12 protein-coding genes are annotated in these 15,166 nt (G+C 63.4%); 3 read left to right on the top strand and 9 right to left on the bottom strand.

Going from position 1 to position 15,166, the window contains the following annotated elements; all coding sequences use genetic code 11:
* Window positions 1-28: 28 nt before the first annotated feature.
* Entirely contained in the window at window positions 29-1,375 is a 1,347-nt protein-coding gene (gene pmbA / locus CKW13_RS06770) for a metalloprotease PmbA (RefSeq protein ID WP_095107820.1), read from the bottom strand.
* A gap of 108 nt (window positions 1,376-1,483) precedes the next feature.
* Between pmbA and yjgA the strand changes: the two genes are divergently transcribed.
* The gene (yjgA, locus tag CKW13_RS06765; protein ID WP_095107819.1) at window positions 1,484-2,005 is read left to right on the top strand and encodes a ribosome biogenesis factor YjgA; all 522 of its coding nucleotides are present in this window, start codon (window positions 1,484-1,486) and stop codon (window positions 2,003-2,005) included.
* A 56-nt stretch (window positions 2,006-2,061) separates the two neighbouring features.
* On the opposite strand, the gene tldD is transcribed toward yjgA, so the two are convergent.
* The 8 genes from tldD to mreB all read right to left on the bottom strand — a co-directional run bounded on the left by tldD (window position 2,062) and on the right by mreB (window position 13,197).
* Window positions 2,062-3,504, bottom strand: a complete 1,443-nt coding sequence (tldD, locus tag CKW13_RS06760) for a metalloprotease TldD (RefSeq protein WP_095107818.1) — start codon at window positions 3,502-3,504, stop codon at window positions 2,062-2,064.
* Between the two features lie 18 nt (window positions 3,505-3,522).
* Window positions 3,523-4,371, bottom strand: a complete 849-nt coding sequence (locus CKW13_RS06755; protein ID WP_095107817.1) for a carbon-nitrogen hydrolase family protein — start codon at window positions 4,369-4,371, stop codon at window positions 3,523-3,525.
* Window positions 4,372-4,429: 58 nt separating this feature from the next.
* Window positions 4,430-8,233, bottom strand: coding sequence for a YhdP family protein (locus tag CKW13_RS06750; protein WP_095107816.1), 3,804 nt, complete (start codon window positions 8,231-8,233; stop codon window positions 4,430-4,432).
* A gap of 76 nt (window positions 8,234-8,309) precedes the next feature.
* On the bottom strand, window positions 8,310-9,767 hold the full coding sequence (rng, locus tag CKW13_RS06745; RefSeq protein ID WP_095107815.1) for a ribonuclease G: 1,458 nt from the start codon (window positions 9,765-9,767) through the stop codon (window positions 8,310-8,312).
* Window positions 9,768-9,824: 57 nt separating this feature from the next.
* Window positions 9,825-10,418 (bottom strand): nucleoside triphosphate pyrophosphatase, encoded by a 594-nt coding sequence (locus CKW13_RS06740; protein ID WP_095107814.1) that lies wholly within the window; start codon window positions 10,416-10,418, stop codon window positions 9,825-9,827.
* A gap of 43 nt (window positions 10,419-10,461) precedes the next feature.
* A complete protein-coding gene (gene mreD, locus CKW13_RS06735; RefSeq protein ID WP_095107813.1) occupies window positions 10,462-10,950 on the bottom strand; it encodes a rod shape-determining protein MreD in 489 nt (162 codons plus the stop codon).
* Window positions 10,951-12,018, bottom strand: coding sequence for a rod shape-determining protein MreC (mreC, locus tag CKW13_RS06730; protein WP_095107812.1), 1,068 nt, complete (start codon window positions 12,016-12,018; stop codon window positions 10,951-10,953).
* A gap of 141 nt (window positions 12,019-12,159) precedes the next feature.
* Window positions 12,160-13,197, bottom strand: coding sequence for a rod shape-determining protein MreB (gene mreB, locus CKW13_RS06725; protein WP_002555108.1), 1,038 nt, complete (start codon window positions 13,195-13,197; stop codon window positions 12,160-12,162).
* 210 nt (window positions 13,198-13,407) lie between these two features.
* Between mreB and gatC the strand changes: the two genes are divergently transcribed.
* Together gatC and gatA are read left to right on the top strand one after the other, a co-directional pair.
* A complete protein-coding gene (gatC, locus tag CKW13_RS06720) occupies window positions 13,408-13,695 on the top strand; it encodes an Asp-tRNA(Asn)/Glu-tRNA(Gln) amidotransferase subunit GatC (RefSeq protein ID WP_095107811.1) in 288 nt (95 codons plus the stop codon).
* A gap of 16 nt (window positions 13,696-13,711) precedes the next feature.
* A complete protein-coding gene (gene gatA / locus CKW13_RS06715; protein WP_095107810.1) occupies window positions 13,712-15,163 on the top strand; it encodes an Asp-tRNA(Asn)/Glu-tRNA(Gln) amidotransferase subunit GatA in 1,452 nt (483 codons plus the stop codon).
* The last annotated feature ends 3 nt before the right edge of the window (window positions 15,164-15,166 follow it).

Below are 15,166 nucleotides of genomic sequence, written 5' to 3'. Positions count from 1 at the left end.
ATCGTATTGTTAGGCGCTTCTATCTTTATCAGCTACCCGCCACCGTCATCCGCTCGATCAACACCGAACCAGTGCGAATGTTGCTGCGCAGTTCCAGGTCATTCCCCACGGCGACGATCTGCTTGAACATGTCGCGCATGTTGCCGGCAATGGTCACTTCCTGGACTGCGAACTGAATCTCGCCGTTCTCCACCCAGAAACCCGCCGCGCCCCGGGAGTAGTCGCCGGTGACCATATTTAGGCCCTGGCCCATCAACTCGGTCACCAACAGGCCGCGGCCCATGCGCCGCAGCAACGCGGCCTGGTCTTCATCGCCGTGGGTGACGAACAGGTTATGCACGCCACCGGAGTTGGCGGTGCTGGGCATGCCCAACTTGCGGCCCGAATAGGTGCCCAACACGTAGGACACCAACTCGCCGTTCTCGACGAAAGGTTTGGCGTAGGTCGCCAGGCCATCGCCATCGAACGACGCACTGCCCATGGCGCGCATCAAGTGCGGGCGCTCGTCCAGGGTCAGCCACTGGGGGAAGACCTTCTGCCCCAGGGCGCCTTCGAGGAACGATGATTTGCGGTACAGGTTGCCGCCGGAAATCGCCCCCAAAAAGCTGCCGAACAGACCGCCAGCCAGTTCGGCGGAAAACAGCACCGGCACTTCGCAGGTCGGCACCGGGCGTGCGCCCAGACGGCTGGCGGCACGCTGCGCGGCGCGTTGGCCGATGGTCACCGGGTCCATCAGCAATTCACCCTGGCGGTTCACGTCATACCAGTAATCGCGCTGCATCTGGCCGTCGGCTTCGGCGATCATCACGCAACTGAGGCTGTGGCGGGTCGAGGCGTAGCCGCCGACGAAACCGTGGCTGTTGCCGTACACGCGACAGCCCTGGTGGGTGCTCAGCGTGGTGCCGTCGGCGTTCTTGATCCGGCTGTCGGTGGCGAACGCCGCCGCTTCACAGGCCAAGGCCTGTTCGATGGCTTGTTCGGGGGTGATATCCCAGGCGTGGAATAGGTCGAAGTCTTGCAAGTCCCTGGCCATCAGCGCCGCGTCGGCCAGGCCCGAGCTTTCGTCTTCAGAGGTGTGCTGGGCGATGGCCAGGGCCGCGGCCACGGTTTCGCGGATCGCTTGCGGGCCGCTGGCCGAGGTGCTGGCCGAGCCTTTGCGCTGGCCCACGTACAAGGTGATGCCAAAACCCTGGTCGCGGTTGAACTCGACCGTTTCCACTTCCCGCTGGCGCACCGAGGTGGATAAGCCCTGCTCCAGGGAAACGGCGACCTCACAGGCACTGGCGCCCTGGCGCTTGGCTTCGGCGATGATCTGCTCGACTTGGTCCTGCAGGGCCGGCAACGCTTGCGGGCCGACGCTTTGGGCTGCACTCATGGTTTTCTCCACTCAAATTCTGCTTTCGGTTAAGGCCTTCGAGCGACCGGGCCGGACAAGCGGCCCCCGACTGGTTATCATGGCGGCGTTTCTTTGCGGACTGCCACCATGGTTGATTCTTACGACGACTCCCTCGATGGGGAGAAAAGCAAATCCCAGGTTAAACGCGAGCTTCATGCTCTGGTTGACCTCGGCGAGCGCCTTACAACACTCAAGCCTGACTTGCGCGCCAAACTGCCCTTGACCGACGCCATGCGCCGGGCCCTGGACGAAGCGCCCAAGCACACCGCGAACATTGCGCGTAAACGGCACCTGCAATTTATCGGCAAGCTGATGCGCGACCAGGACACGGACGCCATTCTGGTTTTGCTCGATCAACTGGATGCCTCCACCCGCCAATACAACGAACGTTTCCACGGCCTGGAACGCTGGCGCGATCGCTTGATCGCGGGCGATGACGGCGTGCTGGAAAAATTCGTCGTCGATTACCCGGACGCGGACCGCCAACAACTGCGCTCCCTGATCCGTCAGGCCCAGCATGAGCTTGCCCATAACAAGCCCCCTGCTTCGAGCCGCAAAATCTTCAAGTACATCCGCGAGCTGGACGAGACACAACGCGGCCTGCGTTAGTTTTCGCCCCCGGGTGGGCCGGGCCGCAATGCGGGCCGCCCACCCAAGGCTCCTCCTCACGCGCCCGTGCCACCCACGGTGATCGCGTCAATCTTCAGCGTTGGCTGGCCGACACCCACCGGCACCGACTGCCCATCCTTGCCACACGTCCCCACACCGCTGTCCAACGACAGGTCGTTGCCCACCATCGACACCCGGCTCATGGCCTCCGGCCCGTTGCCGATCAGGGTCGCGCCTTTGACCGGTGCAGTGATCTTGCCGTCCTCGATCAAATACGCTTCGCTGGTGGAGAACACGAACTTGCCGCTGGTGATGTCCACCTGGCCGCCGCCCAGGTTGGCGCAGTAGATACCCCTCTTCACCGAGGCGATGATTTCCGCCGGGTCGCTTTCGCCGCCCAGCATGTAGGTATTGGTCATGCGCGGCATCGGCAGGTGCGCATAGGATTCGCGGCGGCCGTTGCCTGTGCGCGCCACACCCATCAGGCGGGCGTTGAGCTTGTCCTGCATATAGCCTTTGAGCACGCCGTTTTCGATCAGGGTAGTGCACTCGGTCGGCGTGCCTTCATCGTCCATGCTCAGCGACCCGCGACGCCCGGCCAGGGTACCGTCGTCCACGATGGTGCAGAGTTTGGAGGCGACCATTTCGCCCATGCGCCCGCTGTAGGCCGAACTGCCCTTGCGGTTGAAATCACCCTCCAGGCCATGGCCGACCGCTTCGTGCAACAGCACACCGGACCAGCCCGACCCCAGCACCACCGGGAAAGTGCCGGCCGGCGCGGGGATCGCTTCAAGGTTGACCAACGCCTGGCGCAGCGCTTCGCGGGCATAGCCCATGGCGCGGTCCTCGGCGAGGAAGTACCGGTAGTCGGTACGCCCGCCACCGCCGTGGCCGCCTCGCTCGCGGCGGCCGTTCTGCTCGACGATCACGCTGACGTTGAAGCGCACCAACGGCCGCACATCCGCTGCCAGGGTGCCATCGGTGGACGCCACCAAAATGCGCTCCCAGACCCCAGCCATGCTCACGGTGACCTGCTGGATGCGCGGATCGAGGGCGCGGGTCGCGGCATCGACACGCTTGAGCAGCTCGACCTTTTCCGCACGGCTGATGACTTCCAGGGGGTTGTCAGGGCCGTAGAGCTGGGTCACGTCCTGGGTGCTGAAGGCCTGCACGCTGCCGTGCTGGCCGGCGCGGGAAATCGACCGTGCTGCACGGGCCGCCAGGCCCAGAGCTTCGAGGGTGATGGCGTTGCTGTAGGCGAAACCGGTTTTTTCCCCGGCCTGGGCACGCACGCCCACGCCTTGGTCGAGGTTGAAACTGCCTTCCTTAACGATGCCGTCTTCCAGCGCCCAGGACTCGGAAATCTGCCCTTGGAAATACAGGTCCGCCGCGTCGATGCCGGGGCCGGCCAGGTCACCGAGCACCGCTTGCAGGCTGTCGATCGTCACGCCACCCGGCGCGAGAAGGTGTTCACTGACTGAGGACAACAACTGGCTCATATGCTTTACGCCTTACATTCATTGTTCTGAGGCAGGCCGCCGGGCGCCCTGCGAGAAAAAGCGCCGATGGCTCGCCACCGGCATGCGCGCCCGGATGGACGCTTGTTCGCTGCTGTCGCGCGAGGCCAGCAATACGGCCTCGCCCTGATCCTGCTGAGCGAGAATCCGCCCCCAGGGGTCGATAATCGCCGCGTGACCAAAGGTCTCCCGCGGGCCCGGATGCACCCCGCCTTGGGCCGCCGCCAGCACATAGCATTGAGTCTCGATGGCGCGGGCGCGGATCAGTACATCCCAATGGGCAGCACCGGTCACGGCGGTGAAGGCCGACGGCGCGGTAATCAGTTCGGCACCCGCGGCACGCAATTCGCTGTACAGCTCGGGAAAGCGCAGGTCGTAGCACACCGTCAGGCCGACCCGGCCTACCGGGGTGTCGGCGACGACCACCGCACCGCCATGAGCATAGTCATCAGATTCGCGGTAACGGCCACGGGCATCGGCCACATCCACGTCGAACAAGTGCAACTTGTCATAGCGCGCCGCGATGGCACCCTGTTCGTCGATCAACAACGAACAGGCGTTGGCCTTGCCCTCGGGCTGCCCTTCGGGCGGTAGCGGCAACGTGCCAGCGACTATCCATACGTTGAGGTCGCGGGCGGCTTGTTTCAACCACGGCAGGATAGGGCCTTCGCCCTGCGCTTCGGCGCGACCAATAGCGGCGGTATCGCGACGGCCCATGGCGGCGAAATTTTCCGGCAGCACCGCCAGCCGCGCACCGCTGTCGGCGGCACGCTCCAGCAGGCGCCGGGCCTGCAGCAGGTTGGCCGCCACATCGCTCTGGCTGACCATTTGAATCACCGCAAAAGACATGGGGCGCTCCTTGAACGAGATGGCGCCATGCTACTGCATAGGCCCGGATCGTGGCTTTTCAAAAAGGCTTGTCGAAGGTGATCTTCGGTTCTTTCCACGGCCCCTTGACCGTGTACTGCACGCTGGCAAAACGCGCCACGCGGTCGCCGATCAATTTGTCGATGAGGAACAACGCGCCGCCAATGGCCGGCGCCCCCACGATCAATGCGGCGATGGGCAGGTTGTTGGTCACCGGCAAGGTCACCTGGAGCTTGGCATCGACGCGGTCGGCGACCATGTCCAGGGTGCCGTTGAGTTCCAGATTGCTCGACGGCCCGGTCAGCACGATGGGCTCGCGGGTCACGTAGACCCCTTCGCTCGCCACCAGCAGGCCTTTGACCCGGTCGTAGCTCAGGCCTTTGCCGAACAGGTCGGAGAAGTCCAGGCGCAAACGGCGGCCGATGGAGTTGAAATTGAGCAGGCCAAACACCCGCAGCGCCTGGGCGCCGCCTTCGACCTCGACGAACTGGCCTTTGCGCAGGGTCGCGTCGAGGCTGCCGGAATAACGCTTGAGGCCGACCCCCGCCGGCGAGCCACTCCAGCGGCCATCGACGTCCAGGTGGAAACTCTCGCTGGTCACGGTAGGCGCGAAGCCCCAGCCCTTGAGTACATCGGCGAGGTTCTTGCCACTCAGGCGCCCTTTGTACCAACTGCTGGTCGCGCCCGGGCCCCCTTCCCATCCACCGGCGCCCTTCAACACCATGCCCTTGAGACCCAGGTCGAGGTTATTGAACGCCATGCCCTTGGCGGTGGGCCGCACGTTGAGCGACCAAGGACCCAGCAAGTCCTGCCCCTGGAACAGTTGATCGATGGACAAATCCAGCGCCGGGACTTTTTTCGGGTCCACCGAGGCCAGAGGGTCCGGCGCGTTCTCGTCAGCCTGGGCTGTGGGGTCGGCGGCCGGCAAACGCACGTACTGCAGGTTGATCGCCATGGGCGCAGCCTTGGCATCGGGGATCGACACGCTGCCCTTGGCCTGCTGGCTGTCGATCTGCAAGGCCCAGGCCGCCGGTTTGCGCGCCAACTGCAACTTGACCTGATCCAGGCTGGTGCCAAAGCCACTGAGCTTGCCGACCTTGAAGTCCGCGCCGCTGAGCAGTTGCTTGGCGCTGCCGCCCGGGTCCTGGCCGGCATAGCGTTCCACCAGCACTTTCCAGGGTTCGATATCCAGCTGCGACAACACTCCGCGCACCCGCAGGCCCTTGGCCCCGGGCAGCAGTGCATCGCCGTCGCCGAGGAACAGTTCGCCACGGCCCTCGGCGAACTTGCCGCTTGGCGCAGCGAAAGTGAAGTTGGCCAACTCGCCGTAGTCGAACCAGTAACGCCGCTCGGCGCCCTGCAAAGTCATGCGAAACACGCTGTCGCGCCCGGTGCTGGCCGCCATGCCGAAGGGCGCCGGCAGGTCCACGGCGACGCCTTTGAGGTTGGAGTTGATGCGCAACTGGCTGTCCGGGCCATCGAGGGTCAGTTGCAGTTGGTAAGGGATATCGCCAGACACCGGCAGCGGTTGGCTGACGTTCAACCACTCGGTGAGCTTCTTGACCGTGACCTGCCCCTTGGCCACCACCCGCGTATTGAGGTTCTTGCCCTTGCCGTCGGCGAAAATCTGCGCGGTCACCGGGCGCTCGAACGCTTGGGCGCTGATGTCCTTACCGCTCAGGCCCTTGCTGCTGTCAAAACGCAGGTCGCCCTTGAGTTGGGTCAGTTCCAGGGCCGGCTCGCTGAGTTTGAGGCGGGCCTTGTCGACCTTGAAGTCCACGACAATCTTCGGTTCTTCGCCCTTGACCAGCGGGATGTCGAGTTTCAGGGCGCCACGCAGGTCCCCTTCGCCTTGCCAACCGGCAAAGGTCGAAGCGGTACCGATGGGCGCTTCCTGGAGGATTTTCAGGCCATCGCCCAGGCCACCGGCAAATTCGCCGTCGAGCAGCAAATGGCTGCTTTGCCCGGCCGGGGCATGGGGAATGCTGACGTAGATATCGCGTACCTGGGTATCGAGCAACTGGCCCTTGCTGGCCAGGATGCGCACGCCGCTGTCTTCGACGAACACATCGCCACTGACCTTGCTGACATGGGGCCAGCCTGGCTGGAACGCCAGCTCGGCGTCATGCACCTTGAAGAACAGGCTGATGCTGCGCGCCGCGTCGATGGCGCCATGGTTCAGCGAGCCCTGGTACTGGAAGAAACCTTCGTCCACCGCGCCCTTGATGATCGCCGTGCGCAGCCATTCGTCCAGCGCCGGGCTGAGCACGGCCGGCAGGTATTTGGCGGTGTAACGGCCGTCGCCGTCCACCAGGCCCACCCGCAGGTCCATGTAGTCTTCCAGGGCTTCATCGAAATTCAGGCGGATCAGGAAGTCGCCGGCGATCTTGCCCTCTTCGCCCAGCACCTTCAGGTAAGGCGCGATCAGGGTGAAGGCGTCTTTGTCGAGCTTCCAGGTCAGCCGTGCGTTGGCTTGGATGTACTGCCAGGGTTTGGCGAAAATCGGGTCCAAGTGCAAGGAGAAATCCTTGCTGTCCATGCGCAACTCGCCCTGGCCGAGGTCGCCCGTGAGGCTGCCGCTGACGTTACGGGCCGCCGGCGCACCGTGATAGGCGTTGAAACCGACCCGCTCCAGATTGGTGGCAAAACTCAGGCGCTGGTCGCCCACAGCCTGGGGCCGGTAATCGAGCAGGACATTGCGCAGTGTGCCGGTAACCTTGAGGTTGTCGATGACCACCGCGACTTTTTCCGGGATCGGCACCAGGGCGTCGAGCACCGGCGTCAGCGGGGTCAGGTCGAGGCGGTCGGCCTGTACCTGCCAACGCTCCTCGGTTTTCTCGGTGGCCGCGGTTTGCTTGAGTTGCAGGTGGGATTCCCAGCGGGTCGGCCCCAGGTTCATCGCCAGGGAATCGACCTTCACCTCAAAGCCCTGGGCGCTGCGCTGGAACCAGGCGTTGAGGGCCAGGTTCTGGAGCGCCACGGGGCTGCGCTCGGCATAGGCGCCTTTGACTTGCGGCGCATTGAGGCGGGCCACCGCGCTCTGCACGGTACCCTGGCTCCAGTTCAACCAGAACTCGCCTCCGGCCTTGAGCTCGGCAAACCGCCATTGCCGGGTCAGGCGCGCCGGCAGCCAGCGCGACCAATCGCTCTGCGGCAGGCTCAGGTAGACATCCGCCGCGCCTTCACGCCATTGCCCGGCACGCACCTGGGTACGCAGGTTCAGCGCCAGTGGCTGGCCATCGGGCAGGGTCAGGCGTGCATCGAGGCGCTGGCGGCTAGTGCCTGTTTTCAGGCTCAGGCCGACGTAAGTGAGGGTCAGGGGGGCTTCGGCGAACGGCTGCAAAGTGACTTGGCTGTCGAGCACCGACAGCCGCGAGATGATTTGCAGACGATTGAACAACTGCTCCGGGTCCAGCGGTTGGTCGTCGCGCACCGGCAGGCCTTCGAGGGCCCACTTGCCGTCCTGGTCTTCCTTGAGGTTGAGCTTCAAACCATCGAGTTGCAGGTGGGCGATGCGCACTTCCCGCGCCAACAGGCTGGCCCACAGGTCGGGCACTACGCGCACCTGGTCCAGATGCAGGGCGTTGCTGCCCTCCCCCAGCACCACGTCATGGGCTTGCAGGATCGGCGCCAGGCCACTCCAAGTGCCCTCCAGGCTGGCGATGTGCAATGGCATCGCCAACGCAGCGCGGCCCTTGGCCTCGACCTCGGCGCGGTATTCGGCCACCAGAGGAATGAGCTCGCGGCCCAGGCTGACGTAGAGCGCCACCAGCACCAACAGCAGCGCACAAAGCCCCAGGCCCCAGCGGGTCAGTGCAGCGAAAAAGCGTATTAGACGCTCCATGTCGGGTGGCTCCCATGGCGGTGGTCAGGCAAAACGCTGGAGGCAGCCGCTATTGCGAAAAGTAAAGCACGCGGCTTCAGAGCAGCACCACGTCGTATTGTTCCTGGGAATACATGGTTTCGACCTGAAAACGTATGGTTCGTCCGATAAAGCCTTCCAGTTCCGCGACGTTGCCGGACTCTTCGTCCAGCAAACGGTCCACGACTTTCTGGTTGGCCAGGACGCGATAGCCTAACGCTTGATAGGCCCGGGCCTCGCGTAGGATTTCTCTGAAAATCTCATAACAAATGGTTTCCGGGGTCTTCAACTTACCGCGCCCCTGGCAACTGCTGCACGGCTCGCACAGCACCTGCTCCAGGCTTTCGCGGGTGCGTTTGCGGGTCATCTGCACCAGCCCCAGCTCGGTGATGCCGATGATGTTGGTCTTGGCGTGGTCGCGCTCCAGCTGTTTTTCCAGGGTGCGGATCACCTGGCGCTGGTGCTCTTGGTCTTCCATGTCGATGAAGTCGATGATGATGATCCCGCCCAGGTTGCGCAGGCGCAGTTGCCGGGCAATGGCGGTGGCGGCTTCCAGGTTGGTCTTGAAGATCGTCTCTTCCAGATTGCGATGGCCGACAAAGGCCCCCGTGTTGACGTCGATGGTGGTCATCGCTTCGGCCGGGTCCACCACCAGGTAGCCGCCGGACTTGAGCGGCACCTTGCGCTCCAAGGCTTTCTGGATCTCATCTTCGACGCCATAGAGGTCGAAAATCGGCCGCTCGCCGGGGTAGTGCTCCAGGCGATCAGCGATCTCAGGCATCAATTCGGCGACAAACTGCGTGGTTTTCTGGAACGTTTCCCGCGAGTCGATGCGGATCTTCTCGATCTTCGGGCTGACCAGATCGCGCAGCGTGCGCAGGGCCAGGCCCAGGTCTTCGTAGATCACATTGGGTGCGCCGCTGGTTTTGATCTGCGCGTCGATCTGGTCCCACAGGCGCCGCAAGTAGCGGATGTCCATGAGGATTTCTTCGGCGCCGGCACCCTCGGCGGCAGTGCGCAGGATAAAACCGCCCGCTTCCTTGATGCCTTCCTGGGCCACGCAATCGCTGACCACTTGCTTGAGGCGCTCGCGCTCGGCTTCGTCTTCGATCTTCAGGGAAATGCCGACGTGGGCGGTGCGCGGCATGTACACCAGGTAGCGGGACGGGATCGACAGTTGGGTCGTCAACCGGGCGCCCTTGGAGCCGATCGGGTCCTTGGTGACCTGCACCACCAGGCTCTGCCCCTCATGGACCAGGGCGCTGATGCTCTCCACTGCCGGGCCTTCGCGCATGGAAATTTCCGAGGCGTGAATGAACGCGGCGCGGTCCAGGCCGATGTCCACGAACGCTGCCTGCATGCCCGGCAGGACCCTGACCACTTTGCCTTTATAGATGTTGCCGACGATCCCACGCTTTTGTGTGCGTTCGACGTGAACTTCTTGCAGGACACCGTTTTCAACCACCGCCACGCGCGATTCCATCGGCGTGATGTTGATTAGAATCTCTTCGCTCATGGCAGGATCTCGTTCAGGCATGTTCACGATAATGGCCGTATCAGTCTGGGACGGCGCTTAGCGCACTGTAAGGTTTTGCCAACAGGGTATGCCGAATTGGCCGAGCAGCTCGTAGGTTTCGCACAAGGGCAGGCCCACAACCGCAGAATAGCTGCCGCTGACCCCCGCCACGAACACCGCGCCTAACCCTTGAATCCCATAGCCACCGGCCTTATCGCACGGTTCGCCGCTGGCCCAGTAGGCCGCTGCCTCGGCCTCGCCAATGGGGCGAAAGCGCACCAGGCTGCGCACCACACGCGCATCGCAGCGGCCACCATCCTCGACGGCCACGGCGGTGAGAACTTCATGCTCGCGCCCGGACAACGCCATCAGCATGGCCCGCGCATCGTGCTCATCCACAGGCTTGCCCAGAATCCGCCCATCGAGCACCACCGCTGTGTCAGCTCCCAGCACGCAGAAGTCGCCCTCGCCCACAGCGCCGCGACCGGCCCGGGCCTTGCCGCGCGCCAAGCGCTCGACATAGGCCGCAGGGGGTTCGTCTGCCAGGGGAGTTTCATCGATATCGGCGCCGATGACGCGGAATGCCACGCCGATCTGCGTCAGTAATTCGCGCCGACGCGGGGAGCCAGAGGCCAGATAAAGCGGTTTCATCAAGACATCTCCCTAACGAGGTGCGGGCAAATGCCTGACCGAATCAATTGATTTTGTAGCGTCGGCTCAAGCCCCGCAGGCCGAAGCTGATCCAGGGCCAGAGCAAGGCACTGACCAAGGCCGGAAGCACCAGCGCCAATGTCGGCTGGCGGTTGCCGGTCAAGGCACTGAGCCACAGTTGCACCAGTTGCGCCAGACCGAAGATCACCAGGATCACCAGGCTCTGCTGCCACATCGGGAACATGCGCAGCCGCTGTTGCAGCGACAGCACCAAGAACGTAATCAGGGTCAGGATCAGGGCGTTCTGCCCCAGCAGGGTGCCGTACAGCACATCTTCGGTCAGCCCCAGGCAAAACGCGGTGACCATGCCGACCTTGTGGGGCAGCGCCAGCGACCAGAACGCCAGGAGCAGCGCCAGCCACAGTGGACGCAGGATTTCCATGAATTGGGGCAGCGGCGAAATGCTGAGCAGTAGACCGATAGCGAAGGTCAGCCAGACCATCCAACCATTGCGCAAATGTGTACCTGCCATTTATTGCCTCTGCCCTGTGAGGGCCGTCGGGGCCGCAGTAGGTGGCTTGGCGGCAGCAGGCGTGGCCGGCTTGACCGCGTGTGCGGGTGATGGAGCGGTGGTCGCGGCGGGCAGCGGGGCTGGCGCGACGAGTGCCGACGGGGCGACCGGTTTGGGCACGGTGGCCGGCACGACAGGCGCAACACCGCTTTGCTGATCCTCGGCTTCCTGCGCCTGGGCGGCGTCGTTGGCGCGCTCCTCGGCAGTGCGGTTGTCACTGAACACCAGCAGCAGGTAACGGCTGCGGTTGAGTGCTGCCGTCGGCACGGCACGAACAATGGCGAAAGGCTGGCCGGAGTCGTGGATGACTTCCTTGACCGTCGCCACCGGATAACCTGCCGGGAACCGCTGGCCGAGGCCGGAGCTGACCAACAGGTCGCCTTCCTTGATGTCGGCGGTGTCGGCCACATGGCGCAACTCCAGGCGTTCCGGGTTGCCGGTACCGCTGGCAATCGCCCGCAGGCCATTGCGGTTGACCTGCACCGGAATGCTGTGGGTGGTATCGGTCAGCAGCAGCACGCGGGAGGTGTAGGGCATCAACTCGACCACTTGGCCCATCAGGCCACGGGCATCGAGCACCGGTTGGCCGAGGACCACGCCATCACGCTCGCCCTTGTTGATGACGATGCGGTGGGTGAAGGGGTTGGGGTCCATGCCGATCAACTCGGCCACTTCGACCTTCTCGTTGACCAGCGCCGAGGAGTTGAGCAACTCGCGCAGACGCACGTTCTGCTCGGTGAGGGCGGCAAGTTTCTGCATGCGGCCCTGCAACAGCAGGTTCTCGGTCTTGAGTTTTTCGTTTTCGGCGACGAGTTCGGTGCGGCTGCCAAACTGGCTGGCAACGCCTTGCCATAGCCGTTGCGGCAGGTCGGTGATCCAGTAGGACTGCATCAGCACCAGCGACATTTGACTGCGCACCGGCTTGAGCACGGTGAAGCGGGCATCGACCACCATCAGGGCTACCGACAGCGCGGCCAGCACCAGCAGGCGTACGCCCAGTGAAGGGCCCTTGGCAAAAAGCGGTTTAATAGGCCGCTCCTCCCAGGCAAAGGTTCTCGTTATTCATACGGTTTCAAACCGGCCTGGATGCAGATTGACAGAAGATAAACGCAACAGGCAGCACTGCAAAGTGCTGCCTGCGCGGTAACAGCGTAGGTGCTTCCGGCGAGATCACTCGCTGGAAAGCAGATCCATGGTGTGCTTATCCATCATCTCCAACGCCCGACCACCGCCGCGCGCCACGCAGGTCAGCGGGTCTTCGGCAACGATCACCGGCAGCCCGGTTTCCTGGGCCAGCAGCTTGTCCAGGTCACGCAGCAACGCGCCGCCACCGGTCAGCACCAGGCCACGCTCGGCGATGTCGGAAGCCAGTTCCGGCGGCGATTGCTCAAGGGCGCTTTTCACGGCCTGAACGATAGTAGCCAGGGACTCTTGCAGCGCTTCCAGCACTTCATTGGAGTTCAGGGTGAAGGCACGCGGCACGCCTTCGGCCAGGTTGCGGCCGCGCACATCGACTTCGCGCACTTCGCCGCCCGGGTAGGCAGTACCGATTTCCTGCTTGATGCGCTCGGCGGTCGATTCACCGATCAGGCTGCCGTAGTTGCGGCGCACGTAGGTGATGATCGCTTCGTCGAAACGGTCGCCGCCGACCCGTACCGATTCGGCATACACCACACCGTTGAGGGAGATCAGCGCGATTTCAGTGGTACCACCGCCGATATCGACGACCATCGACCCACGTGCCTCCTCAACCGGCAGGCCGGCACCGATGGCCGCAGCCATTGGCTCTTCGATCAGGAATACTTCGCGGGCACCGGCGCCGAGGGCCGACTCACGGATGGCACGACGCTCAACCTGGGTGGATTTGCAAGGAACGCAGATCAACACGCGCGGGCTAGGCTGCAGAAAGCTGTTTTCGTGAACTTTGTTGATGAAGTACTGGAGCATCTTCTCGCAGACGCTGAAGTCGGCGATCACGCCGTCCTTCATCGGACGAATGGCGGCAATGTTGCCAGGTGTGCGGCCCAGCATACGCTTGGCCTCGGTGCCGACGGCAACGACACTTTTCTGGTTGCCATGGGTACGAATGGCCACAACCGATGGCTCATTCAGGACGATACCGCGCTCACGCACGTAAATAAGGGTGTTGGCAGTGCCCAGGTCAATGGAAAGATCGCTGGAAAACATGCCACGCAGTTTCTTGAACATGGGAAAGGGACCCTAGGCAACGCGTGGGTAAAAAAGTGCGGCAAACTCTAACAACGACAGGGATTTTGGGCAAGGCGCCAATATGTTAAATTGACCGCTTTTCTGTGCACCAACCCCCACAATCGCGGCCATATGACCGTAGAAATGCGGTAGTGTTCCGACAATCTAACACACGGACAGCATCCGTTCTGTTTTCCACTGGAGAATCCCATGGCGCTTGAACGCTCCGACGTGGAAAAAATCGCTCATCTGGCCTGCCTTGGCCTGAATGAAGTCGATCTTCCACACATCACTTCGGCCCTGAACAGCATTCTCGGGCTGGTCGACGAAATGCAGGCTGTCGACACCGACGGCATCGAGCCACTGGCCCACCCACTGGAAGCCAGCCAACGCCTGCGTGCAGATGTCGTGACCGAGTCCAATCACCGCGAGGCCTATCAGGCCATCGCGCCAGCGGTCGAGAACGGCCTGTACCTGGTTCCGAAAGTCATCGACTAAAGGGAAAGAGCCTGCAATGCATCAATTGACTCTGGCCGAGATCGCCCGCGGTCTTGCCGACAAGAAATTCTCCTCTACCGAGCTGACCTGCGAGTTGCTGGCGCGTATCGCCAAGCTCGATCCGCAGCTCAACAGTTTCATCAGCCTCACCCAGGACTTGGCCCTGAGCCAGGCCAAGGCCGCCGACACCCGGCGCGCCAACGGTGAGAGCGGCGCCCTACTCGGCGCGCCGATCGCCCATAAAGACCTGTTCTGCACCCAGGGCATCCGTACCAGTTGCGGCTCCAAGATGCTCGACAATTTCAAGGCCCCTTACGACGCCACCGTCGTCGCCAAGCTGGCCGCGGCCGGCGCCGTGACCCTGGGCAAGACCAACATGGACGAATTCGCCATGGGGTCGGCCAACGAGTCGAGCTACTACGGCGCGGTGAAAAACCCGTGGCACCTGGAACACGTGCCCGGCGGTTCGTCCGGGGGTTCGGCCGCTGCCGTGGCGGCACGCCTGTTGCCGGCCGCCACCGCCACCGACACCGGCGGCTCGATCCGCCAACCGGCGGCGTTCACCAACCTCACCGGCCTGAAACCGACCTACGGTCGCGTTTCGCGCTGGGGCATGATCGCCTACGCCTCCAGCCTCGACCAGGCCGGCCCGCTGGCCCGCACCGCGCAAGACTGCGCGATCCTGCTGCAAGGCATGGCCGGTTTCGACCCGCAGGACTCCACCAGCATCGACGAGCCCGTGCCGGACTACAGCGCCAGCCTGAACACCTCGCTCAAGGGCCTGCGCATCGGCGTACCGAAGGAGTACTTCAGCGCCGGCCTCGACCCGCGTATCGCCGAGTTGGTGCACAACAGCATCAAGGAGCTGGAGAAACTCGGCGCCGTCATCAAGCACATCAGCCTGCCGAACAACCAGCACGCGATTCCTGCCTATTACGTGATCGCCCCGGCCGAAGCCTCCTCCAACTTGTCGCGCTTCGATGGCGTACGGTTCGGCTACCGCTGTGAAGACCCCAAAGACCTCACCGACCTCTACAAGCGCTCGCGCGGCGAAGGTTTCGGCGCCGAAGTGCAGCGCCGGATCATGGTCGGCGCGTACGCCCTCTCGGCCGGCTACTACGACGCCTATTACCTCAAGGCCCAGAAAATCCGGCGCCTGGTGAAAAACGACTTCATGGCAGCCTTTGCAGAAGTCGATGTCATCCTCGGCCCGACCACGCCCAACCCGGCCTGGAAACTCGGCGCCAAGAACGACGACCCGATCGCCGCGTACCTGGAAGACTTCTACACCATCACCGCCAACCTCGCGGGCCTGCCAGGCCTGTCGATGCCGGCCGGTTTCGTCGATGGCCTGCCGGTGGGCGTGCAACTGCTGGCGCCGTACTTCCAGGAGGGGCGTCTGTTGAACGTCGCCCACCAGTATCAGTTGAACACTGACTGGCACACCCGCACCCCGACAGGCTTCTGAGGA

The organism is Pseudomonas sp. Irchel 3E20 (assembly GCF_900187645.1).
In the GTDB taxonomy this organism is placed as follows: Bacteria; Pseudomonadota; Gammaproteobacteria; order Pseudomonadales; family Pseudomonadaceae; genus Aquipseudomonas.
The sequence above is the reverse complement of the archived record's forward strand: the minus strand, read 5'-3'. Positions and strand labels throughout refer to the sequence as shown.